This window comes from Streptomyces sp. NPDC091416, from assembly GCF_044756845.1.
In the GTDB taxonomy this organism is placed as follows: Bacteria; Actinomycetota; Actinomycetes; order Streptomycetales; family Streptomycetaceae; genus Streptomyces.
On record NZ_JBIVTU010000009.1, the window covers coordinates 163,128 to 186,563 of the forward strand.

The following is a 23,436-nucleotide window of genomic DNA, read 5'->3' on the forward strand; positions in this document are numbered from 1 at the left end:
CCGGGGTGGTGCCGGGCGTGCCGCGGCCCGCCCGCGACGCCGGCCCCCCCCCCCGGCCGGTCGCCGGCGGGGGGGCCGGGCCCGGCGGCCCCCGCCCGGCCCCGGCCCCTCGGCCGTCTTCCGTCACCGGTCTTCCGTCACCGGTCTTCCGTCACCGGTCAGCCGTCGGACGCCTCCAGCAGTGTCCGCAGCCGGGTGGTGCGGTCCTGGGCGGGGGACTGGGCCACGGCACGGGGCAGGGCCTGGTCCACACCGTGCACCACGGACAGATGCCGTTCTCCCCGGCCGAACGCGGTGTAGACCCAGGGCCGGCTCAGCCCCTGGGCCGCGTCACCCGGCAGCACGACGACGACCGCGGGCCACCGCATCCCCGCCGCCTGGTGGGCGCTGAGCGCCCAGGCATGGCGGACGGAGGCGGCGACCCGCTCCTGCGGTACGACGACGGGGCTTCCCGCACAGTCCAGGTGCAGGCCCTCGGCGTCGGCCGAGACGACCACACCGGGCACGGTCCTGCCCGGCGCGGGGACGTGGGCCACCCGGTCCCCGGGGTCGAATCCGCCGAAGCGGCCCGGGCCCGGGTTCAGCCGCTGCTTGAGCGCCTCGTTCAACGCCCGGGTGCCCGCCGACCCGCCATGGCCGACGGTGATGACCTGGGTGTCCGAGGACGGGACGCCGATGGCGCGCGGCACGGAGTCGGCGACCAGCTGCACGGTGCGGTGCACGGCCTCGCCCGCGTCCCGCACGGGCACGATCACGACCTCCTTGCCCGGCGCCTCCACCTGGTTCAGCTCCCCGATGCCGATGCCGGAGACCAGCTCGCCGATCGGCCCCGGATCCGGGGTGCGGGAGACGACCTGGGGGCAGGCACGGGCCGCCAGCACATCGGCGAACACCCGCCCCGCACCGGCCGAGCCCAGCACGCCGGGGTCGCCGCTCACCACCAGACGGGTGCCGTCGGCGAGGGACTCCACCAGCATCGCGCCGGTCTCCACGTCCAGCTGCGGGGCGTCGAGCACGACGAGCAGGTCGAGGGCGAGCGCCCCCTCCTCGTCCCGCCCGGGGCCCTCCGTGCCGGACAGCAGCCCCGCGAGCGTGACGGCGGCCGAGGCGTCACCCACCGCCCCGGCCAGCCGCTGCCGGCCGTCCACGCTGTGCGTGGCGCCCAGGGCCCGCAGACCGAGGCCTGCGGCGGCGGCGATCAGCGCGGCCGGCTCGGCCCTGGCCGCCTCGCCGCCCGTGTGCGCGACGAGACCGTGGGACGCGGCCGTGCGGATCAGCTCGGCCGCCGAGGGCGAGGGGGCCGCGGTGGCTGCGTCCGACCAGTCGGCGTCCTTCTCGCAGGCGTTGACCAGCCGGGCGAGGCCGTCGGCGAGGCTCTCCTCCGCCAGCGCGTACCGGTCGAGGCCGAGGAGGACCTGGACCGGTTCCCGCTCCGCCGGCTCCTCGCCCTCGTCGCCGGCGCCCGCCTCCGTGGTCTCCTCGCCGCTCTCCTCGTCCTCCGGGCCGTCCTGGAAGACCAGGACGACGCCCTCGGCGATGGCGTGCTGCACCGCCGCGTCGGGGTCGGACACCGCCCGTCCGGCGAGCGCGGCACGGACCTGCTCGGCGTCCAGGGCGGTGTGTCCCTGCAGCGCCGCCCGTTCCAGCAGCCAGCCGACCAGGGCCGCGGTGCGCCGCTCGTCGTCGGGTCCGCATCCCGTGTCCAGCAGGGCCCGGGCGAAGGTGTCCGCCTGTTCCGGGCCGACACCCGGCAGGGACAGCAGCTGCCACGGGTCCTCCCGCAGCGCCTCGTCGGCCTGCGCGCCCAGGACGGCGGCGGCGGGGGCAGCCAGGGCCGCCGGGGCCCCGCCCTCGGCCAGCACGGCCGCCACGGCGGCGACGGTCTCCGGCGACGCGCCGCGGGACGCGTGCACGGGCTCGGGGGCCTGCGGGCGCACCGGCGCCGGTGCGGGGACGCTCCGGCGGGCCGGGGGCGGGGCGGGGGAGTCGAAGAACGCGGTGCCGGGCTTCTCGCCGCTCTCCACGGCGCGCACGGCAGCCAGCAGATCGGCCGCCGGGCCGCTCAGCTTCGTACCGGCGTCGATGGGCCCTTCCTTCTCGGCCTTGCGCTTCTCGATCCGCTCGCGCAGTGCGCGCTGGGCGGCCAGCTCCGCCTCGGCCTCGGTGGGTGCCGCGGCAGCGCCGGTGTCGCCTCCGGCGGCCGCGTCCGCGGCGCCGTCCTCCTGGGGCGCGGACCCGTCCGTCTCCTCCCCGGGGCCGTCGGCCGTCGCCTCGTCGGCGCCGTCGTGGGCGGCCTCCGCCTGCTCGGCGGGCGCGGTGGCGGGCTCGTCCGCGACGACGCCGTCGTCGGTGGCCGAGGGGCCGGGGGATTCCCCCCGGGGAAGCGCAGTCACAGCGTGCTCCAGTCCTGGTCGGGATAGCGGTGCACGGGCGCCGACACATCGTCGAGCGCCTGGCAGATCTCGTCAGGAAGACTAAGCGCCTCCACTGACAAAGCCTCCGTGAGCTGCCGCGCGTTGCGCGCGCCGATGATCGGGGCCACCACTCCCGGCCGGTCCCGGACCCACGCCAGGGCCACCTGGAGCGCCGTGGTGGCCAGCCCGTCGGCCGCCGTCGCCACCGCGTGCACGATGCGGCTCGCCGGGTCGTCCAGATACGGCTCGACGAACGGGGCCAGCAGCTCGGAGGCGCCGCGCGAGTCCGCCGGGGTCCCCGTGCGGTACTTGCCGGTGAGCACGCCACGGCCCAGCGGGGACGACGGCAGCAGCCCCACGCCGAGGTCGAGCGCGGCGGGCAGTACCTCGCGCTCCACGCCCCGTTGGAGCAGCGAGTACTCCATCTGCGTACTGGCCAGCCGGGTCCGCACCCCGGGCGAGGCGAGCTGCCAGGTCGCGGCCTTCGCGAGCTGCCAGCCGCAGAAGTTGGACACCCCCGCATACCGGGCGCGCCCGCTCGACACCGCGATGTCCAGCGCCTGGAGCGTCTCGTCCAGCGGCGTCATGGGGTCGAAGGCGTGGACCTGCCACAGATCCACGTAGTCCGTACCGAGCCGGGCCAGCGAGGCGTCCAGAGCGGCCAGCAGATGCCCGCGCGAGCCGTTGAACCTGCGGTACGGATCGGCCACGCTCCCGGCCTTGGTCGCGATGACCAGGTCGTGCCGCGGCACGAGGCCGGCGACGAGCTGCCCGAGCAGGTACTCGGCCTCCCCGCCGCCGTACACGTCGGCCGTGTCGACCAGGGTGCCGCCCACCTCCCAGAACGCCTTCAACTGCTCGGCGGCGTCGTGCTCGTCGGTGTCCCGGCCCCAGGTGAGGGTGCCGAGCCCGATCCGGGACACGCGAAGGCCGGTGCGGCCGAGATGCCTCTGCTCCATGGGCGCTGAGGTTACTGGCCGGAGCCGCGCACGTGGCAGGCCTGTGGACAACCGGGGCCCGGGTGGCCCCTGCCGTATCGCCCTCCCGCGCGCTAGAGTCCGGAACACAGGACGTTACTGATCAGTAAGGAGAGCGGCTATGCGGCTCGGCATCAATCTCGGTTACTGGGGCGCGGGAATGGACGGCGACAACCTCGCCGTCGCGCAGGAGGCCGACCGGCTCGGCTACGACGTCTGCTGGGCGGCCGAGGCGTACGGCTCCGACGCCCCGACGGTGCTGACCTGGGTCGCCGCGCAGACCGAGTCCATCGACGTCGGCTCCGCGATCATGCAGATCCCGGCGCGTCAGCCCGCCATGACGGCGATGACCGCGGCCACCCTCGACTCGCTCTCCGGCGGCCGGTTCCGGCTCGGTCTCGGCGTGTCCGGGCCGCAGGTCTCGGAGGGCTGGTACGGCGTCAAGTTCGACAAGCCGCTCGCCCGCACCCGGGAGTACGTCGAGATCGTCCGCAAGGCGATGACCCGCGAGCGTCTGTCGTACGAGGGACAGCACTGGACCCTCCCGCTGCCGGACGGGCCGGGCAAGCCGATCAAGCTGACCGTCCACCCGCAGCGCGAGCACATCCCGCTGTACATCGCGGCGATCGGTCCGAAGAACCTGGAGCAGACCGGTGAGATCGCCGACGGAGCGCTGCTGATCTTCCCGTCCGCGGACCACCTGGAGGACACCGCGGTGAAGCACCTGCGGGCGGGCCGGGAGAAGGCCGGCAGGACCATGGACGGGTTCGACGTCTGCCCGACGCTCCCGCTCGCCATCGGCGACGACGTCAACGGCCTCGCCGACATGTTCCGCCCGTACACCGCGCTGTACGTGGGCGGCATGGGCAGCCGCAAGCAGAACTTCTACAACCAGCTCGCCCAGCGCATGGGGTACGAGAAGGAAGCCGCCGAGATCCAGGACAAGTACCTCTCCGGCGACAAGGCCGGCGCCGCCGCCGCAGTGCCGCACCAGCTGATCGACCAGACCACGCTGCTGGGGTCGGTGGAGCGGATCGCCGACCGGATGCAGGCCTACGCGGCAGCCGGTGTCACGACCCTCACCCTGGCTCCCGCGGGCTTCACGCTCGACGAGCGGATCGCCGCCCTGCGGGCCGGTACGGACGCGCTGGAGCGGTCCGGACTGGCGTAGGTCCCTCTGTCCGGCCTCAGGCACTCTCGTCGGGGCCGGGCCGGGTCCGCGGGGCCCGGCACCTGACCCGGCCCGATTGATCCGGTCCCGTCCCGGCGGAGGGTCCCGGGCGCCGGGGCGTCCGCGGGCAGCGCTACGGCCGTGGTGGGGGCTCGGGGATCCTCCCCGCCACGGCCGTCACCGGGAACAACGCGGCAGGCCGGCCGGGGTTACGGGCTGTGCGGAAACGGTTCGCCAGCTGCGGCGCCGGTACCCCGTTCGGCCCAGCGCGGGAGCGTTCGTGTTGCCCGCCGGGACCGGGCGCATTTGACTGGCGCTCGGCAGAGGCCGGCACGGAGGTGGCAGTGATGCTCTCGGCAAAGAACCTGTTCCAGGAGATGCTCGACGACGACGACGCGTTCCGGCTGTTCTGCTCGATCGCTGCCAGCGGGGAATCCCAGGGCGGCTGGGAGAACGGTCGCATCGCGGCGCTCGTGCCCGCGAGCCAGCGCGCGCTCGCCCCGAAGATCGCCCGGCACGGCGCCGACGAGGACAAGCACGGACGGATCTTCAACGCCCTGCTGCGGAAGCGCGGTCTGACGGCGGTCCCGGTCCCGCACGAGACCGACTACACGATGCTCCTGGAGAAGCACGGCATCGGACTCGCCCACGAGCAGCTGGGGCGCGAGGAGCCGCTCACCGAGCGCGACATCATCACCTACCTCGCCCACAGCCGGGTCACCGAACAGCGCGCCTCCGAGCAGATGCGGCTGCTGCGCAAGCACTTCGCCGACCACCCCGACCTGGGCCGCGCGGTCAGGATGATCTCCAACGACGAGGACAACCACCTCGCCTACTGCCACGAGGAACTCCTGCGCTTCGCCGCGGCCGGGCACGGCCGGACCATCCAGCACATCCTGCGCGAGTGCGCCCTCGCCGAGATCGCCGTCTACCGCGACGTCAGCCTGGCCGTGATGGACCACATGGGCCGTGTCCTCGGATGGTCCCGGGCGAAGGCCGCGGTCCTGGCGGCGGGGATCCACGCCGTCCACGCGTACGAGCGGGTCCTCGGCTGGCGGCGCATGGTCAGCCTGACGCCTCCCGAGCGGCGCGACGCCCTGGGCGGGCCCGCCGTCCCGGCACCCGAGTTCGCCTGAGCGGGCAGGCCCGGCCGAAGGCCGTCAGAGCCAGCCGCGGCGCTTGAACTGGCGGTACAGGCCGACGACCGCGCCCGCCATCAGCAGGATGATCACCGGGTACGCCCAGACCCACCCCAGCTCGGGCATGTGCTCGAAGTTCATGCCGTAGATCCCCGCGACCATGGTCGGCACGGCCGCCATCGCCGCCCAGGCCGAGATCTTGCGCATGTCGTCGTTCTGCCGCACGCCCATCTGCGCGAGATGCGCCGACAGGATGTCCGAGAGCAGCCGGTCCAGCCCCTCCACCTGCTCGTTGGCGCGCGTCAGATGGTCCTGGACGTCCCGGAAGAACGGTTGCGAGTGCTCGTGGACGTACGGCACCCCGGCGCTCGCCAGCCGGGCCATCGGCGCGGCCAGCGGGACCGTCGCCCGGCGGAACTCCAGAACCTGGCGCTTGAAGGTGTAGATGCGGGCCGCGGTGTTCTTGGAATCGCCCGTTCCGCTCGGGGCGAAGACCTGCGTCTCCAGCTCCTCCAGGTCGACCTGGAGCTCACCGGCGACATCGATGTAGTGGTCCACGACCGCGTCGCTGATCGCGTACAGGACAGCCGTCGGCCCGTGCTTGAGCACATCGGCCTCGGCCTCCAGGCGGCGGCGGACCGCGGCCAGGGGCGCTCCCTCGCCGTGCCGGACCGTCACCACGAACGAATCGCCTATGAACACCATCAGTTCGTCCGCGCTGACCGTGTCGCTGTCGTGCTCGTACACGATCGGTTTGATCACCGCGAACAGCGAGTCGTCGTACACCTCCAGCTTCGGCCGCTGGTGCGCGGACAGCGCGTCCTCGACCGCCAGCGGATGCAGCCCGAACTCGCTGCTCACCAGGTCGAACTCCTTCTCCGTCGGCTCGTGCAGGCCGATCCACAGGAACGCGTCGCCGCTGGCCCGCGCCTCGTCGAGGGCGTCGGAGAAGTCGGCGGGGCCTTCGGTGCGGCGTCCGTCCCGGTAAATGGCGCAGTCCACGATCACGCGCGCATTCTTCCCTGCTCCGGCCCCCGGCGCACCTTTGCGTACGCTGGCCGGTATGCCGACCCTGATCCTCGTACGCCACGGACGCTCCACCGCCAACACGTCCGGGGTGCTCGCCGGCCGGACCCCCGGTGTCGCGCTCGACGAGCGCGGCACCGAGCAGGCCGCCGCACTCCCCGGACGGCTGGCCGCCCTGCCCCTCGCCGCCGTTGTCAGCAGCCCCCTCCAGCGCTGCCGTGAGACCGTCGGGCCGCTGCTCGCCGCCCGGCCGGAACTGACGCTCCACACCGAGGAGCGGATCAGCGAGTGCGACTACGGGGACTGGTCGGGGCGCAAGCTCGCCGAGCTCGGCGACGAGCCGCTGATGAAGGTCGTGCAGCAGCACCCGTCCGCCGCGGCCTTCCCCGGCGGCGAGTCGATGCGGGCGATGCAGGCACGTGCCGTCGACGCGGTACGGGACTGGAACGCGAGGATCGAGAAGGACCACGGCGAGAGCGCCGTCTACGTCATGTGCTCCCACGGCGACATCATCAAATCCCTCGTCGCCGACGCCCTCGGCATGCATCTGGACCTCTTCCAGCGCGTCCACGCCGACCCGTGCTCCGTCACCGCGATCCGCTACACCAGGCTGCGCCCGTTCCTGCTGCGGCTCGGTGACACCGGCGATCTCGCCTCCCTGGCGCCCCGCGAACCGGCTCCCGACGCGAGCGCCGCGACGGGCGGCGGCGAGGAGGACGCGGCGGTCGGGGGCGGCGCTGGGGCGCCGTGATCGCTCCGCGCAGTAGGGTGGACGCGCCGTAGACGCCTTTCCGGGGGACTTTCCCGGCCCGGCCCGGCCGATCCTCATATGCCGTCGATTTCAAGGGAGACAGGACGTGTCCCGTCAGGTGTTCCTCTACGACCCCCCGGACCGTTTCGTGGCCGGCACGGTCGGGCTGCCTGGACGTCGTACGTTCTTCCTGCAGGCATCCTCAGGCGGACGTGTCACCAGCGTTGCCCTGGAGAAGACCCAAGTCGCCGCGCTCGCCGAGCGGGTCGACGAACTGCTCGACGAAGTGGTGCGGCGCACCGGCGGGAACTCGCCGGTGCCGGCCGTGGCCCCGATGGACGTCACCGACACCGCCCCGCTCGACGTCCCCGTCGAGGAGGAGTTCCGGGTGGGCACCATGGCGCTCGCCTGGGACGGCGAGGAACAGCGCATGATCGTCGAGGCGCAGGCCCTCGTCGAACTTGACGCGGACTCCGTCGAGGACCTCGCGGAGGCCGAGGAGCGGCTGCTCCAGGACGAGGAGAACGGCCCGCCGATGCTCCGGGTCCGGCTCAGCGGCGCCCAGGCCAGGGCCTTCGCCAAACGCGCCCTGGACGTCGTGAACGCCGGCCGCCCGCCGTGCCCGCTGTGCAGCCTGCCCCTCGATCCGGAAGGACACGTATGCCCGCGCCAGAACGGATACCGTCGCGGCGCCTGAGCGACGACGGGCTGATCACCCTGCTCGGCAAGGGGCAGCTCACGGTCCTCGGACAGGTCCGCGGGGCCTCCAACGCGGTGCTGTACTGCTCGGTCGCGTACGAGGGCGAACAGGCGCACTGCGTCTACAAGCCGGTCGCGGGCGAGCAGCCCCTGTGGGACTTCCCCGACGGCACCCTCGCCCAGCGCGAGGTGGCCGCCTACGAGGTGTCCGAGGTGACGGGGTGGGGCCTGGTGCCCCCGACCGTGCTGCGGGACGGGCCGTACGGACAGGGCATGTGCCAGCTCTGGATCGAGGCGGCACCCCAGGACGAGGACGCCCCCGGCCTCCTCGCGCTCGTCGAGGACGAGGAGCCGGGCGAGGGCTGGAAGCCCGTGGTCCTCGCCGAGGTGGGGGAGGGACGGACGGCGCTGCTGGTGCACGCGGACGATCCCCGGCTGCGCCGGCTGGCGGTGCTCGACGCCGTGATCAACAACGGCGACCGCAAGGGCGGCCATCTGCTGCCCGCTCCGGACGGCCGGCTGTACGGCATCGACCACGGTGTGACCTTCAACGCGGACGACAAACTGCGCACCCTGCTGTGGGGCTGGGCGGGCGAACCGCTGCCCGCGGAGGCCGTCGAGGTCCTGGACCGGCTGGCCGCGGAACTGGAGCCCGGCGCCGCGCTGCTCACCCGGCTGGGGGAACTGATCACCGCCACGGAGATCGAGGCCCTGAGGGCCCGGGTGGCGGCGCTGCGGGGCACGGGACTGCACCGCGAGCCGAGCGGCGAGTGGCCCGCCATCCCGTGGCCACCGGTGTGATCAAGCCGCTGTGACCCCGGCGGAGCCCCGGGAACCACCGGGGCATGCACCTTCCGGACCGGCGCGCAAGAGTGCCTCTTCGGTCAGGATCCCCCCTCCGGTTCGTATCCGGAAGCCGCGTCCGGTTACGCTCGTGGCATGCATGCCTGGCCCGCTTCTGAGGTCCCCGCCCTGCCTGGCAAGGGCCGCGACCTTCGGATCCACGACACCGCGACCGGCGGACGGATCACCCTTGACCCCGGTCCCGTCGCCCGCATCTACGTCTGCGGCATCACGCCGTACGACGCGACCCACATGGGTCATGCGGCGACCTACAACGCGTTCGACCTCGTTCAGCGCGTGTGGCTCGACACCAAGCGGCAGGTTCACTATGTCCAGAACGTGACCGATGTGGACGACCCGTTGCTGGAGCGGGCCGTGCGCGACGGGCAGGACTGGACCGAGCTCGCCGAGCGCGAGACGGCCCTGTTCCGTGAGGACATGACTGCCCTGCGCATGCTCCCGCCGCAGCACTACATCGGAGCCGTGGAGGCGATACCCGGCATCGTGCCGCTCGTCGAACGGCTCCGGGACGCGGGCGCCGCCTACGAACTCGACGGCGATGTGTACTTCTCCGTCGACACCGACCCGCACTTCGGTGAGGTCTCGGGCCTCGACGCCGAGGCGATGCGGCTGCTCTCCGCCGAACGCGGAGGCGACCCGGACCGCCCGGGCAAGAAGAACCCGCTCGACCCGATGCTCTGGATGGCCGCCCGCGAGGGCGAGCCGAGCTGGGACGGTGCCTCGCTCGGCGCCGGCCGGCCCGGCTGGCACATCGAGTGCGTCGCCATCGCCCTGGACCATCTCGGCATGGGCTTCGACATCCAGGGAGGCGGCTCCGACCTCGCCTTCCCGCACCACGAGATGGGCGCCTCGCACGCCCAGGTGCTGACCGGCGAGCACCCGTTCGCCCAGGCGTACGTGCACGCCGGCATGGTCGCCCTGGACGGCGAGAAGATGTCCAAGTCCCGGGGCAACCTCGTCTTCGTATCGGTGCTGCGCCGCGACGGCGTGGACCCGGCGGCGATCCGCCTCGCGCTGCTCTCGCACCACTACCGCTCCGACTGGGAGTGGACCGACCAGGTGCTCGCCGACGCGGTGGAGCGGCTCGCGCGCTGGCGCGCCGCCGTCTCGCGACCCGACGGGCTGTCCGCCGACGCGCTGGTCGAGGAGGTCCGCGCGGCCCTCGCCGACGACCTGGACGCCCCGGCGGCCCTGGCCGCCGTGGACCGCTGGGCCGAGCGGCAGACCGCCGGGGGCGGGACGGACGAGGGGGCGCCGGGACTCGTCTCGCGCACCGTCGACGCCCTGCTCGGTGTCGCGCTGTAACTGCCCGCCGTACGACGTCCGTTCACCGGCCCCGAACTTCTTGATGAAGTTCGGGGCCGGTTCCGTTTTGTCCATGGTCAAATGCTCGGTGCTGCGCTAAAAGCGCTCTATGCAATCATCAATGCGCATCAGAGGGGCAGTAGTTGCAGCGCTGCTGGGTCTGCTCGCCGCGGTCTCGGGGCCGGGCAGCGCACAGGCGGCGGACCCGGCCGATTCCGCCGGCACGACGGTCGGCGACCTCACCGGCTTCACCGCCGACGGGCCGGTGTACCGGCTGAGTGCGGGGGCCGCGAAGGCCCGCGTCAGCTTCGTGTCCGAGGAGACCTTCCGGATCGAACTGGCACCGGACGGCACGTTCGAGGACCCGGCGGGCGATGCCATCGTCCTGCCGCAGGGCAGCCCGCCCCGTACCCGGTGGAAGGAGCGGAGCGACCGCTACGACCTCTCCACGGGCGATGTCACCCTGCGTGTCTACAAGTCGCCTCTGCGGTTCGCCCTGTACCGCGCCGACGGCAGCCGGGTCTGGTCCGAGGCGAAGGGGCTGAGCTGGGACGGCGAGAAGACCACCCAGACCCTGGCCCGCGGCGCGGACGAGCAGTTCTACGGCGCCGGGATGCAGAACGGCCGGGGCAACACCTCGCACCGGGACAAGACCGTCGAGGTCGGCGTCGACTACGACTGGGACGACGGCGGGCACCCCAACTCCGTGCCGTTCTACCTCTCGTCGGCCGGCTACGGCGTCTTCCGCAACACCTTCTCGCCGGGCACCTACGCCTTCACCGACCCGGTGACCACCACCGAGCAGGAACGGCGCTTCGACGCCTACTACTTCGCGGGTGACAGTGCCAAGGACGTCATCGGCCAGTACACGAAGCTGACCGGCAAGCCCTTCCTGCCTCCGGTGTACGGGCTGGAGATCGGCGACGCCGACTGCTACCTGCACAACGCCAACCGCGGTGAGCGCCACACCCTGGACGCCCTGAAGGTCGCCGACGGCTACGTCGAGAACGACATGCCGAACGGCTGGATGCTCGTCAACGACGGATACGGCTGCGGCCACGAGGACCTCGCCGAGACCGCCAAGGGCCTCCAGGACCGCGACATGCAGCTCGGTCTGTGGACCCAGGACGGCATCGAGAAGATCGCCGAGCAGGTCAAGGCCGGCCAGCGCGTCGCCAAGCTCGACGTCGCCTGGATCGGCGAGGGCTACAAGTTCGCCCTCGACGGCTGCAAGGACGCCTACAAGGGCATCGAGGACAACAGCGACGCCCGCGGCTTCACATACGCCCCCGAGAGCTGGTCGGGCGCTCAGCGCTGCGGTGTCCAGTGGTCCGGCGACCAGTACGGCACCTGGGACTACATCCGCTGGCAGATCCCGACCTACGCGGGCGCCACGATGTCCGGCCTCGCCTACACCACGGGCGACGTCGACGGCATCTTCGGCGGCAGCGCCAAGACGTACACCCGTGACCTCCAGTGGAAGATGTTCCTGGGCACCACGATGACCATGGACGGCTGGGCGGCCAGTGACAAGCAGCCCTTCCGCTACGGAGAGCCGTACACCTCCATCAACCGCGACTACCTCAAGCTCAAGGAGTCGCTGCTGCCCTACCAGTACTCCTACGCCCACGAGGCGACGAAGACCGGTGTCGGCATGGTCCGCCCGCTGGTGCTCGAGTACCCGGACGACCCGAAGGCCGCGACGGACGCCGCGAAGTACGAGTTCATGTCCGGCGAGGACTTCCTCGTCGCCCCCGTCTACCAGGACAGCACCGAGCGCGACGGCATCTACCTGCCGAAGGGCACCTGGACCGACTACTGGAGCGGCCGGACGTACGAGGGGCCGGTCACGGTCGACGACTACGACGCCCCGCTCGACACGCTGCCGCTGTTCGTCAGGGGCGGTGCCACCGTGCCGATGTGGCCGGGCATCCGCTCGTACAAGGACCGCACCGCCACCTCCCCGCTCGCCTGGGACGTCTACCCGCAGGGCCGCTCCTCCTTCACGCTGTACGAGGACGACGGCGTGACCCGGCAGCACCGCGACGGCGCGTACGCCACCCAGACGGCCGAGGTCTCGGCACCGGTCAGGGGTGCGGGCGATGTGACCGTCTCCATCGGTGGGAGCAGGGGGACGTTCGAGGGCAAGCAGAGCAGCCGCCCGTACGAGTTCAGCGTGCACACCGGCTCCGCGCCGAGCGCGGTGAAGCTCGCGGGCAAGCTGCCCCGGCTGGACTCGGCCGCCGCGTACGCGGCGGCGAAGCAGGGCTGGTGGTACGACCGCGACGACCGCGGCGGCGTGGTGAAGATCAAGACCGCCCCGCTGTCCACGGGAAGGAAGTTCTCCGTGAAGCTGGAGAACACCAGCGCGGTCGGCGGGCGCGACGCCGCCGCGAACGCCGTCCTCTCCGCACCGCAGGGGCAGGAGACCGGCGCCGGCGCCGCGAGCACCGTGGCCGTCGACGTCACCGCGGGCACGGCCGACGTGACGGACGCCGTGGTCTCGCTCGACGTCCCCGAGGGCTGGCGGGCCACGCCGGCCGCGGCCGTGGACCGGATCCCGGCGGGCACCACCCGGCGCGTCGAGGTCCAGGTGACCCCGGCGAAGGACGCCGGGGCGGGGGAGGCCCGGATCACCGCGCTCACGCGCTACCGGTCGGCGGGCGAGTCCCGCACGGCCGTCCGGCGCTTCGCCACCGCCGTGATGCCGGCGCCGCCCACCGGTGAGGTGTGGGCGAGCGACCTGGCGTGGCTGACCTCGGCCAACGGGTACGGACCGGCGGAGCGCGACCGCAGCAACGGCGAGTCGGGCGCGGCGGACGGACACCCGCTGACCCTGGCCGGGAAGGTGTACGAGAAGGGGATCGGCACCCACGCCGACTCCGACATCGAGGTCTATCTCGGCGGACAGTGCTCGAAGTTCACCGCCGAAGCGGGGATCGACGACGAGATCAACGGCTACGGCGAGGTGGCGTTCTCCGTCGAGGCGGACGGCAAGGTGCTGTGGACCTCGCCGAAGGTGACGGGGGCCTCGGCCACGGTGCCGGTCGATGTGCCGCTCGACGGCGCACGGCACGTACGCCTGAAGGTCACGGACACCAACGGGTCCAAGACCGGCGACCACGGGGACTGGGGCGCGGCGCGCTTCGTCTGTTCCTGAATGCCGGCAGCGACGCCGGGGAGCCGGGCGGGTGCGCACCCGCCCGGCTCCACGCTGCCCGGATCAGTCCTCCGAGGAGTCGTCCGGGGAGTCCTCCGACGAATCCTCCGGCGGTCCGCTGCCCGCGGGACCGCCGGCCTGCGGGGAGCCCTTCCCGGGACCGGTCCCGGGCCTCGGCGGTTTCGGCGGCCTGGTCCGGCCGCTCGACGGGTCCCGCAGATACGAGCCGTCACCGCTCTCCGTGGCGTGCCCGCCCGGCGCCTGACCGGGGCCGGGATCCCGGCGCCGCAGATAGCGCTCGAACTCCCGGGCGATGGCCTCGCCGCTCGCCTCGGGCAGCTCCGCGGTGTCCCGGGCCTCCTCCAGCGTCTGCACGTACTCGGCCACCTCGCTGTCCTCGGAGGCCAGTTGGTCGACCCCGAGCTGCCAGGCGCGTGCGTCCTCGGGCAGTTCACCCAGGGGGATGCGCAGCCCGATGAGGTCCTCCAGGCGGTTCAGCAGCGCCAGGGTGGCCTTCGGGTTGGGCGGCTGCGAGACGTAGTGCGGCACCGCCGCCCACAGACTCACCGCCGGCACGCCCGCGTGTGTGCACGCCTCCTGGAGGATGCCGACGATGCCGGTCGGCCCCTCGTACTTGGTCTCCTCCAGGTCCATGGTCCGCGCCAGATCCGGGTCGGACGTGACTCCGCTGACCGGCACCGGCCGGGTGTGCGGGGTGTCGCCGAGCAGCGCACCGAGCACCACCACCATCTCGACGCCCAGTTCATGGGCGAATCCCAGGATCTCGTTGCAGAACGAGCGCCAGCGCATCGACGGCTCGATGCCCCGGACCAGGACGAGATCGCGGGGCTTGTCGCCGCCGATACGGACCACGGAGAGCCTGGTGGTCGGCCAGGTGATCTTGCGTACCCCGCCGTCCAGGAAGACGGTGGGGCGGTTGACCTGGAAGTCGTAGTAGTCCTCGGCGTCCAGCGCCGCGAACACCTCGCCCTTCCACTCCCGGTCCAGGTGCGCGACCGCCGTGGAGGCGGCATCACCCGCGTCGTTCCAGCCCTCGAACGCGGCCACCATGACCGGGTCGATCAGCTCGGGAACCCCCTCGAGCTCGATCACCCAGGCCTCCTTCCGAAGTTCCCTTGCGTACGGAACAACCTTACGGCTTCCGGCCACTCCCGCCGCAGCCCTTGGGCACGGTGGAGTGAACCCGGACCACGAGGAGGCGTCACGGGCTCAAGTGGGGCAGCGGTCCTGCCAGACATCCGAGCTGTGCGGGGCCAGTTTCCGCTCAACTCTGGACGTTGGGCCCTTCAGGGCGCTATACATCGGATGACCACAGCAGAGGTCCGATGTTATTTCCCCTGGGGGCGCACATGAGTCAGACCGTCACGGACTTCGAGGTCCACGACATCCGTTTTCCGACCTCGGAACAACTGGACGGCTCGGACGCCATGAACCCGGACCCCGACTACTCGGCCGCCTATGTCGTGCTGCGTACCGAGGGAACGGACGGCGACGGCGGCATCGAGGGGCATGGCTTCTGTTTCACCATCGGGCGCGGCAACGAGGTGATGGCGGCCGCCATCGAGGCGCTGCGGCCGTATCTGACCGGGCGGCCGGTGCCCCGCACCGCGGCCGACCTCGGCGAGCTGTACCGGGACCTCACGCACGATTCCCAACTGCGCTGGCTGGGTCCCGAGAAGGGCGTGATGCACATGGCGGCCGGCGCGGTCCTCAACGCCGCCTGGGACCTGGCGGCCAAGCGCGCGGGCAGACCCGTCTGGCAGTTCCTGGCCGGGATGACGCCCGAGGAGCTCGTCTCCCTCGTCGACTTCCGGTACCTCACCGACGCCCTCACCCCCGAGGAGGCGCTCGCGATCCTGCGCGCCGCCGAGCCGGGCCGGGCCGAGCGCGCGGAGCGGCTGCGCGCCGAGGGATACCCGGCCTACACCACCTCGCCCGGCTGGCTCGGCTACTCCGACGACAAGCTGGTGCGGCTGGCCAAGGAGGCCGTGGCCGACGGCTTCACCCAGATCAAGCTGAAGGTCGGCGGTGACATCGGCGACGACGTCCGCAGGCTCGCGCTCGCCCGGGACGCCGTCGGTACCGGCGTGCGCATCGCCGTCGACGCCAACCAGCGCTGGGACGTCGCCGACGCGGTGGAGTGGATGACCGCGCTCGCGCCGTACGACCCGCACTGGATCGAGGAGCCGACCAGCCCCGACGACATCCTCGGCCACGCCGCCGTGCGCGCCGGCCAGCCGGTGAAGGTCGCCACCGGCGAACACGTCGCCAACCGCGTCGTGTTCAAGCAGCTGCTCCAGGCCGGTGCCGTCGACTTCGTCCAGATCGACGCCGCACGCGTCGCCGGGATCAACGAGAACCTGGCGATCCTGCTGCTCGCCGCCAAGTTCGGCGTGCCCGTCTGCCCGCACGCGGGCGGCGTCGGACTGTGCGAGCTGGTCCAGCACCTCTCGATGTTCGACTACGTGGCGGTCTCCGGCACGTGGGAGGACCGGGTGATCGAGTACGTCGACCATCTCCACGAACACTTCGTCGATCCCACCGTGATCGAGTCCGGGCGCTACGCCGCGCCGTCGGCACCGGGCTTCTCCGCCCGCATGCATCCCGAGTCGATCGCCGCACACCGCTATCCGGAGGGCCCCGTATGGCAGGCCCGCCGCACCAACGAGGAGGACAGCCGATGACCGGCACACGCGACTTCGAGGGGATGAACGCTCTGGTGACGGGCGGCGCCTCAGGCATCGGGGCCGCCGTCGCGACCATGCTGCTGGAGCGCGGGGCGCGCGTCGCGGTACTCGACCGGGAGACCGCGGGAGCCCCCGAAGGCACCCTCGCCCTCAAGGCCGACGTCACCGACGACGCCGCCGTCCGCGAGGCCGTCGACCGGGCCGCCGCCGAACTCGGCTCCCTGCACACGCTCGTGTCCAACGCGGGCATCGGCTCCATCGGCAGCGTCGAGGACAACGACGACGACGAGTGGGCCCGGGTCCTGGACATCAACGTCCTCGGCATGGTCCGTACCGCCCGGCACGCGCTGCCGCACCTGCGCTCGGCCGCGGCCGAGCGCCCCGGCGCCGTGTCGATCACCCAGACCTGCTCGATCGCCGCGACCGCGGGGCTGCCCCAGCGTGCCCTGTACAGCGCGAGCAAGGGTGCCGTCCTGTCCCTGACGCTGGCCATGGCCGCCGACCACGTCCGGGAGGGCGTCCGCGTCAACTGCGTCAACCCGGGTACCGCGGACACCCCGTGGATCGGCCGGCTCCTCGGCCAGGCGGACGACCCGGCCGTCGAACGCGCGGCCCTCGACGCCCGGCAGCCACTGGGCCGGCTGGTCTCCGCCGACGAGGTGGCCGCCGCGATCCTCTACCTCGCGAGCCCCGCCGCGGCCTCCGTGACGGGCACGGCCCTGGCCGTCGACGGCGGAATGCAGGGCCTGCGGCTGCGCCCCGCCGGCAGCTGACCGTCGCACGCGGGCCCGGCCGGGACGGCCGGGCCCGCACCTCTCACCGCATCCGCACCATCTGTACCCCGCACCCCCGCAACGTCATCAGATCCTTCGAGCCGGTACTCCACAAAGGAACGGGACACCCATGAGAGTGCGTACGACGAGTGCGGCGGCCTGCGCCGTACTGCTGGCCGTCACTGCCCTGGCGGGCTGCAACCGCGAATCATCGGACGGGGGCGCGGGCAGTGAGAAGGTCGGCATCGACCTGCCGCGCAGCGACAGCGACTTCTGGAACGCCTACCAGAACTACGTCGAGAAGGGGCTGAAGGAGGACGGCGTCAAGGCACTGCCGCTGACCAACTCCCAGAACGACATCGGCAAGCTCGTCGCCAACGTCCAGACCTTCACCGACCAGGGCGCCAAGGCCGTGGTGATGGCCCCTCAGGACACCGGTGCGATAGCCGAGTCGCTCAACACGCTGAACGACAGGAAGATCCCCGTCGTCAGCGTCGACACCCGCCCGGACAAGGGCGACGTCTACATGGTGGTGCGGGCCGACAACAAGGCGTACGGGACGAACGCCTGCAAGTACCTCGGCGAGCAGCTGAAGGGCAAGGGCAAGGTCGTCGAGTTCCAGGGAGACCTGTCCTCGATCAACGGCCGCGACCGGTCCGAGGCCTTCAAGGCCTGCATGGACAAGGACTTCCCGGGCATCAAGGTGTTCGAGCTGGCCACCGACTGGAAGGGCGACGTCGCGTCCGCCAAGCTCCAGTCCACCCTCACCGCGCACCCCGACATCAACGGCATCTACATGCAGGCCGGCGGCGTCTTCCTCCAGCCGACCCTCGCCCTGCTGGAGCAGAAGAAGCTGCTGAAGCCGGCCGGTACCCCGGGCCACATCACGATCATCTCCAACGACGGCATCCCGGAGGAGTTCGACGCCATCAAGGCCGGGAAGATCGACGCGACGATCTCCCAGCCCGCGGACCTGTACGCGAAGTACGCCCTGTACTACGCCAAGGCCGCCCTGGCCGGGAAGACCTTCAAGGAAGGCCCCACCGACCACGACTCCAACATCATCAGGATCCCGAACGGCTTCGAGGACCAGCTCCCCGCGCCCCTGGTGACCAAGGACAACGTGGATGACCCGCAGCTGTGGGCCAACCAGCTGGAAAAGAAGAGCTAGCCATGGACCAGGCACCACCTGCCGTACAGGCGGAAGGCGTCGTCAAACGCTTCGGGCCGACCGTGGCGCTCGACGGGGTGAAGCTCACGGTTCGGCCCGGTGAGTCGCACGCACTCGTCGGACGCAACGGCGCGGGCAAGTCGACGCTGGTCAGCGTACTGACCGGCCTCCACAAGGCGGACGCGGGCACGGTCACCTTCGGCGGTGAGCCCGCGCCCGCATTCGGGGACACCACGGCCTGGCAGTCGAAGGTCGCCTGCGTCTACCAGAAGTCCATGGTCGTTCCCGACCTGACCGTCGCCGAGAACCTCTTCCTCAACCGGTTCGACGAGACGTCCCGCTGGATCGGCTGGGGCAAGCTGCGCAGACGCGCCGAGCAGCTCCTCGCCGAATTCGGCGTCCAGGTCGACCCCGACACCCGCGCCCGCGATCTCGACGTCGAGCAGCGGCAGTTCGTCGAGATCGCCCGTGCGCTGTCGTTCGGCGCCCGGCTGATCATCCTCGACGAGCCGACCGCCCAGCTCGACGCCCGCGGCATCGGCCGGCTCTTCGACAAGCTCCGGGAACTGCAGGACCAGGGCGTGGCGTTCCTCTTCATCTCCCACCATCTTCAGGAGGTGTACGAACTCTGCACGGCGGTCACCGTCTACCGCGATGCCCGCCATGTGCTGACCGCGCCGGTCGCCGACATCACCAAGAACGATCTGGTGGCGGCGATGACGGGGGAGAAGTCCGGCGACACGGCCGCCTGGCACGCGGCCGGCACGGCCACGCCGCCCGACCCGTCGGCCGAACCCGTCCTGAGTGTTCAGGGGCTCGCCCTGGACGGCTGGTTCGAGCCGGTCGACCTCCAGGTGCGCCCCGGCGAGGTGCTCGGCCTGGCCGGCTCCGCGGCCAGCGGCAACACCGCGCTGGGCGAGGTGCTGGCGGGCATGCGCAAGGCGGACGGCGGCACCGTCCGGGTGCACGGCGCGGCCGTGCGTTCCGGAAGCGTGCCGCACGCGCTGAACGCCGGGATCGGCTACATCCCCGAGGACCGGCACGACCAGGGACTCGTCCTCGGGCGCAGCGTCGCCGAGAACGCCACCCTCACGGTCACCGACCAGCTCGGCCCGTGGGGGACCGTGCTGCCCTCCCGTACCAGGGAGTTCGCCCGGACCATGATCAACTCGCTGGACATCAAGACCCAGGGCCCCGAACAGGCCGTCTCCGGACTCTCCGGCGGCAACCAGCAGAAGGTCGTGGTCGCCCGCGCGCTGGCCCGGAGGCCCAGCGTGCTGGTGGCGGTCCGGCCCACCGCGGGCGTGGACATCAAGTCCAAGGACTCGCTGCTCGGGGTCGTCCGGAGCGTCGCCGACGAGGGCAACGCCGCAGTCGTCGTCTCGGACGAACTGGACGATCTGAGGGTCTGCGACCGGGTCCTCGCCCTGTTCCACGGCCGGATCGTCGCAACATTCGCAAGCGGGTGGGCCGACGGGGAACTCGTCGCCGCCATGGAAGGTGTGGGGGAAAGGCAATGACCGGCACGGTACGGCCCCCGGCGGCCGAAGACATCGAGAGCGCGCTGAAGGCCCCGCTCGCGGGTGACAGCCCGCTGAACCGGCTGAAGCTGATCCGGTGGAGCGACTTCTCGCTGGTACCGGTGATCCTGGTACTGATGCTGATCGGCTTCATCGTCTCGCCGGCGTTCCTCACCTCCTCCAACCTGATCGGGGTCGTCCAGCAGTCCTCCGAGCTGAGCCTGCTGGTTCTCGGCCAGGCGCTCATCCTGATCTGCGGGCGGATGGACCTGTCGCTGGAGTCGACGATCGGCATCGCGCCCGTCGTCGCGATGTGGCTGGTCCTGCCCTCCGCGGACGGCCGTTTCGCCGGCCTCGGTCTGCTTCCCACCTGGTCGGCGATCCCGCTCTGTCTGCTCGTGGGTCTCGCCATCGGGGCCGTCAACGGCTTTCTGATGCTGAAGATCCGGGTCAACGGCTTCATCGCCACACTCGGCATGCTGACGATGCTGCGCGGCCTCCACGTCGGAATCACCGAGGGCAAGTCGATCACCGACGTCCCGGAGTCCTTCCGCTACCTCGGCAAGACCTCGTGGTTCGGCGTGCCGGCGGCGGTCTGGATCTGCCTGGTCCTGTTCGCGATCGGCGGTACGGTCCTGGCCTGGCTGCGGCACGGACGTTCGCTGTACGCCATCGGAGGCAACCCGGAAGCGGCACGTGCGGCGGGTATCCGGGTCGACCGGGTCACCTGGATCGTGCTGGCCGTCGCCGGTCTGCTCGCGGCGTTCGCCGGTGTGCTCTATACCGGCCACTACGGAGCGGTCTCCGCGACCCAGGGCAACGGCTGGATCTTCCAGGTGTTCGCCGCGGCCGTGATCGGCGGCATCAGCCTCAAGGGCGGCCGCGGCACGCTGTTCGGCGCGCTGACCGGCGTACTGACGTTGCAGCTGGTCGTCAATGTGATGACGCTCGGCGGCGTCCCGGCGCTGTGGAACCAGTTCCTCAACGGCGCCATCATCATCGTCGCCCTCGTCATCTCCCGCTACGCGAGCGGCGAGAAGCAGGACTGAAGGCCGGGCCGTGTCCAGCCCCGCGGGCTCTTGAGGCGCGGGGCCCGGGGCGGAGCGGAGTCCCGGTTACGGGAAGGGGCGGGCAGGGGAAACCCCCACCCGCCCCTTCCCGCGCCCGCGCCGTGGACGGCAACCGGTCCGCCGGCCGCTGCGCGTGGCCGGACACGCCTGATCCGATGGGCTGACACGGCCTGATCCGATGGGCTGACAGGACAGGCCTGATGCGCAGGCCGGACACAGCCTGATGCGCAGGGCTGACACGGCCTGATCCGCAGGGCCTGACGCGACCTAAAGCGTCGAGCGCAGCCACTGCTCCACGCTCGCCACATGCGCCGTCGCCCACGCCCGCGCAGCCTCCGCGTCACGGTCCCGCAGCGCCGAGAGGATCGCCCGGTGCTCGTGGAGCGTGCGGCTCACCGCGTCCTCCTGGGTCAGACCGCGCCACACCCGCGCCCGGGTCGTCGGACCCGAGAGCCCGTCGAGCAGCGAGCAGAGCACCGAGTTGCCGGACGACTGCACGATGCCGCGGTGGAACTCCAGATCGCTGGCCACCAGCTCCTCGACGGAGGGGCGCTCGCCCAGCGCGTCCAGCTGGGCGCTCAGCACGTCCAGCTGCTCCTCGCTGATGTGGGTCGCCGCCATCGCGGTCGCGGCCGGCTCCAGGATGCGGCGGACCGCCAGGAACTCCAGCACCGTGTCGTCCCGGTGGAAGTCCACCACGAAGCTCAGCGCCTCCAGCAGCAGCTGGGGGTCGAGGCTGGTGACATACGTGCCGTCGCCCTGGCGCACGTCGAGAATGCGGATGAGCGACAGGGCGCGCACCGCCTCCCGCAGCGAGTTGCGGGACAGACCCAGCTCCGCGGCGAGCTCGCTCTCCTTGGGGAGACGATCGCCGGGCCGTAGCGCACCCGAGACGATCATTCCCTTGATCTTCTCGATGGCCTCGTCAGTGACAGCCATGGGCGACCTCCAGACATCCGATGTATCGCACCATTATGCGTCCCCGTGGACGGCCGATGCGCCCATCGGAGGAATCGGCGCACGCGAACGGGGGCGGCGCCCTCCCGGACGCCGCCCCCGTTCACCCGTGTCAGCTGCTCCGCTCGCCCAGCACCGACTCGACGCCGGCCCGGATCTCGTCCGTGGCCAGCCCCCGGATCGTCAGCGTCGTCCGGCGCCGCAGCACGTCGTCCGCGGTCTCGGCCCACTCGTGGTCACGCGCGTAGGCGACCTGTGCCCAGATCTCCGGTGCGTCGGGGTGGATGCGCTTCGCGAGCTCCGGGTTCTCGTTGGCCAGCCGGGTGATGTCGAAGGACAGCGAACCGTAGTGCGTGGCCAGGTGCCGTGCCGTGTCGGCGGACATCCGCGGCCCCGGCGTACCGCCGTCGACCAGCAGCCGGTGCGCCACCGCGTTCGGGTTGGCGATGCCGGGCAGCGGGAGCTTCCTCGGCAGCCGCGAGACCGGCTCCATGTCCTCGCCGAGCGGGTGCCCGGGGAGCGCGGCCAGCTTGTTCATCACGGTGCGGCCGATGTGGCGGAACGTCGTCCACTTGCCGCCCGCGACCGACAGCATCCCGCCGCGGCCCTCGGTGACCACGGTCTCGCGCTTGGCCTTGGACGTGTCACCGGGGCCGCCCGGCAGCACCCGCAGCCCCGCGAAGGAGTACGTGATCAGATCGCGCGACAGCTGCTGGTCCCGGATCGAGAACGCGGCCTCGTCCAGGATCTGCGCGGTGTCCTTCTCGGTGACCGAGACGTCCGCCGGGTCGCCCTCGTACTCCTCGTCCGTCGTGCCGAGCAGCAGCATGTCCTCCCACGGCAGGGCGAACGTGATGCGGTACTTGTCGATCGGCGTGGCCAGCGCGGCCTTCCAGGGGCGGGTGCGCTTGAGGACCAGGTGCGCGCCCTTGGACAGACGTATCGACGGGGCCGCGTCCGGGTTCTCCATCCTCCGCAGGTGGTCGACCCACGGACCGGTGGCGTTCAGCACCAGCCGGGCGTTGACACCGAACTCCGTGCCGTCGTGACGGTCCTCCAGCTCGGCGCCCGTCACCCGGCCCCTGGTGAACCGCAGTCCGGTCACCGCCGCGTGGTTGAGGACGGTCGCCCCCGCCTCGACGGCCGCGCGGACCGTCATCAGCGCCATGCGGGCGTCGTTCATCTGGTCGTCGCCGTACACCGCGACGGCCTTCAGGTTGTCCGTACGCAGCTCCGGCACATCGCGCTGCGCCTTCGCCGGGCTGATCACATGGCCGACGCCGTCACCGAAGGCGGACAGCGCCGAGTACGCGAACACGCCCGCGCCGAGCTTCGCCGCGCCGTGCGGCCCGCCCTTGTAGACGGGGAGGTAGAAGGTGAGCGGGTTGGCCAGGTGCGGGGCCACCTGGCGCGATACCGCACGGCGCTCGAAGTGGTTCTCCGCGACCAGCTTCACCGCGCCGGTCTGCAGGTAGCGCAGACCGCCGTGGAGCAGCTTGGAGGAGGCGGAGGAGGTGGCGCCGGCGAAGTCGCCGGCGTCCACCAGGGCCACCCGCAGCCCGGACTGCGCGGCGTGCCAGGCGGTGGAGATGCCCAGAATGCCGCCACCGATCACCAGGAGGTCGTACGTCGCCTTGGAGAGCTGCTCCCGTGTCGCGGCGCGGCTCGGAAGAGAGCCGGAGGCCGGGTGCGTCCCGAGGGCGGGGACGCTCTGCAGGGTGGTCATGTTGT

At 71.8% G+C, this 23,436-nt stretch carries 18 protein-coding genes; 12 read left to right on the forward strand and 6 right to left on the reverse strand.

What is annotated here, in order from left to right:
• Positions 1-158: 158 nt before the first annotated feature.
• Positions 159-2,393, reverse strand: a complete 2,235-nt coding sequence (locus tag ACIQMX_RS26235) for a helix-hairpin-helix domain-containing protein (RefSeq protein ID WP_402481628.1) — start codon at positions 2,391-2,393, stop codon at positions 159-161.
• The gene (locus ACIQMX_RS26240) at positions 2,390-3,373 is read right to left on the reverse strand and encodes an aldo/keto reductase (protein ID WP_363078320.1); all 984 of its coding nucleotides are present in this window, start codon (positions 3,371-3,373) and stop codon (positions 2,390-2,392) included. The genes ACIQMX_RS26235 and ACIQMX_RS26240 overlap by 4 nt, the downstream gene beginning before the upstream one ends.
• A 139-nt stretch (positions 3,374-3,512) precedes the next feature.
• Here ACIQMX_RS26240 and ACIQMX_RS26245 point away from each other — a divergent pair, with 139 nt between their 5' ends.
• On the forward strand, positions 3,513-4,562 hold the full coding sequence (locus tag ACIQMX_RS26245; RefSeq protein WP_363078318.1) for an LLM class F420-dependent oxidoreductase: 1,050 nt from the start codon (positions 3,513-3,515) through the stop codon (positions 4,560-4,562).
• Positions 4,563-4,909: 347 nt separating this feature from the next.
• A complete protein-coding gene (locus ACIQMX_RS26250) occupies positions 4,910-5,698 on the forward strand; it encodes a ferritin-like domain-containing protein (RefSeq protein ID WP_363078316.1) in 789 nt (262 codons plus the stop codon).
• A gap of 24 nt (positions 5,699-5,722) precedes the next feature.
• On the opposite strand, the gene corA is transcribed toward ACIQMX_RS26250, so the two are convergent.
• Positions 5,723-6,709, reverse strand: a complete 987-nt coding sequence (corA, locus tag ACIQMX_RS26255) for a magnesium/cobalt transporter CorA (RefSeq protein WP_363078314.1) — start codon at positions 6,707-6,709, stop codon at positions 5,723-5,725.
• A 55-nt stretch (positions 6,710-6,764) separates the two neighbouring features.
• Between corA and ACIQMX_RS26260 the strand changes: the two genes are divergently transcribed.
• From ACIQMX_RS26260 to ACIQMX_RS26280, 5 genes are all read left to right on the forward strand, one after another.
• Positions 6,765-7,478: a histidine phosphatase family protein gene (locus ACIQMX_RS26260; RefSeq protein WP_402481633.1), complete on the forward strand. Its 714-nt coding sequence runs from the start codon at positions 6,765-6,767 to the stop codon at positions 7,476-7,478.
• Between the two features lie 106 nt (positions 7,479-7,584).
• Positions 7,585-8,175, forward strand: a complete 591-nt coding sequence (locus ACIQMX_RS26265) for a DUF3090 domain-containing protein (protein WP_020207450.1) — start codon at positions 7,585-7,587, stop codon at positions 8,173-8,175.
• Positions 8,139-8,978 (forward strand): SCO1664 family protein, encoded by an 840-nt coding sequence (locus ACIQMX_RS26270; RefSeq protein WP_363078310.1) that lies wholly within the window; start codon positions 8,139-8,141, stop codon positions 8,976-8,978. Before ACIQMX_RS26265 ends, ACIQMX_RS26270 begins: the two co-directional genes overlap by 37 nt.
• 138 nt (positions 8,979-9,116) lie before the next feature.
• A complete protein-coding gene (mshC, locus tag ACIQMX_RS26275; RefSeq protein WP_363078308.1) occupies positions 9,117-10,346 on the forward strand; it encodes a cysteine--1-D-myo-inosityl 2-amino-2-deoxy-alpha-D-glucopyranoside ligase in 1,230 nt (409 codons plus the stop codon).
• A 109-nt stretch (positions 10,347-10,455) separates the two neighbouring features.
• Positions 10,456-13,506 (forward strand): NPCBM/NEW2 domain-containing protein, encoded by a 3,051-nt coding sequence (locus ACIQMX_RS26280; RefSeq protein ID WP_402481637.1) that lies wholly within the window; start codon positions 10,456-10,458, stop codon positions 13,504-13,506.
• 63 nt (positions 13,507-13,569) lie between these two features.
• Here ACIQMX_RS26280 and ACIQMX_RS26285 read toward each other — a convergent pair whose 3' ends face one another.
• Positions 13,570-14,619, reverse strand: a complete 1,050-nt coding sequence (locus ACIQMX_RS26285) for a PAC2 family protein (RefSeq protein WP_363078304.1) — start codon at positions 14,617-14,619, stop codon at positions 13,570-13,572.
• Between the two features lie 257 nt (positions 14,620-14,876).
• Between ACIQMX_RS26285 and ACIQMX_RS26290 the strand changes: the two genes are divergently transcribed.
• The 5 genes from ACIQMX_RS26290 to ACIQMX_RS26310 all read left to right on the forward strand — a co-directional run bounded on the left by ACIQMX_RS26290 (position 14,877) and on the right by ACIQMX_RS26310 (position 20,727).
• Positions 14,877-16,211, forward strand: coding sequence for an L-fuconate dehydratase (locus tag ACIQMX_RS26290; protein WP_402481640.1), 1,335 nt, complete (start codon positions 14,877-14,879; stop codon positions 16,209-16,211).
• Positions 16,208-16,987, forward strand: coding sequence for an SDR family oxidoreductase (locus ACIQMX_RS26295; protein ID WP_363078300.1), 780 nt, complete (start codon positions 16,208-16,210; stop codon positions 16,985-16,987). The genes ACIQMX_RS26290 and ACIQMX_RS26295 overlap by 4 nt, the downstream gene beginning before the upstream one ends.
• Positions 16,988-17,117: 130 nt before the next feature.
• A complete protein-coding gene (locus ACIQMX_RS26300; protein ID WP_402481644.1) occupies positions 17,118-18,158 on the forward strand; it encodes a sugar ABC transporter substrate-binding protein in 1,041 nt (346 codons plus the stop codon).
• 2 nt (positions 18,159-18,160) lie between these two features.
• Positions 18,161-19,678 carry a sugar ABC transporter ATP-binding protein gene (locus ACIQMX_RS26305; protein WP_363078296.1) on the forward strand — a complete coding sequence of 506 codons (1,518 nt, stop codon included), beginning with the start codon at positions 18,161-18,163 and terminating at the stop codon, positions 19,676-19,678.
• Positions 19,675-20,727 carry an ABC transporter permease gene (locus ACIQMX_RS26310; RefSeq protein WP_363078294.1) on the forward strand — a complete coding sequence of 351 codons (1,053 nt, stop codon included), beginning with the start codon at positions 19,675-19,677 and terminating at the stop codon, positions 20,725-20,727. The genes ACIQMX_RS26305 and ACIQMX_RS26310 overlap by 4 nt, the downstream gene beginning before the upstream one ends.
• Positions 20,728-21,015: 288 nt before the next feature.
• On the opposite strand, the gene ACIQMX_RS26315 is transcribed toward ACIQMX_RS26310, so the two are convergent.
• Both ACIQMX_RS26315 and ACIQMX_RS26320 read right to left on the reverse strand, forming a co-directional pair.
• A complete protein-coding gene (locus ACIQMX_RS26315) occupies positions 21,016-21,687 on the reverse strand; it encodes a FadR/GntR family transcriptional regulator (protein ID WP_363078292.1) in 672 nt (223 codons plus the stop codon).
• 130 nt (positions 21,688-21,817) lie between these two features.
• Positions 21,818-23,431 carry an FAD-dependent oxidoreductase gene (locus ACIQMX_RS26320; protein WP_402481648.1) on the reverse strand — a complete coding sequence of 538 codons (1,614 nt, stop codon included), beginning with the start codon at positions 23,429-23,431 and terminating at the stop codon, positions 21,818-21,820.
• Between the last annotated feature and the right edge of the window lie 5 nt (positions 23,432-23,436).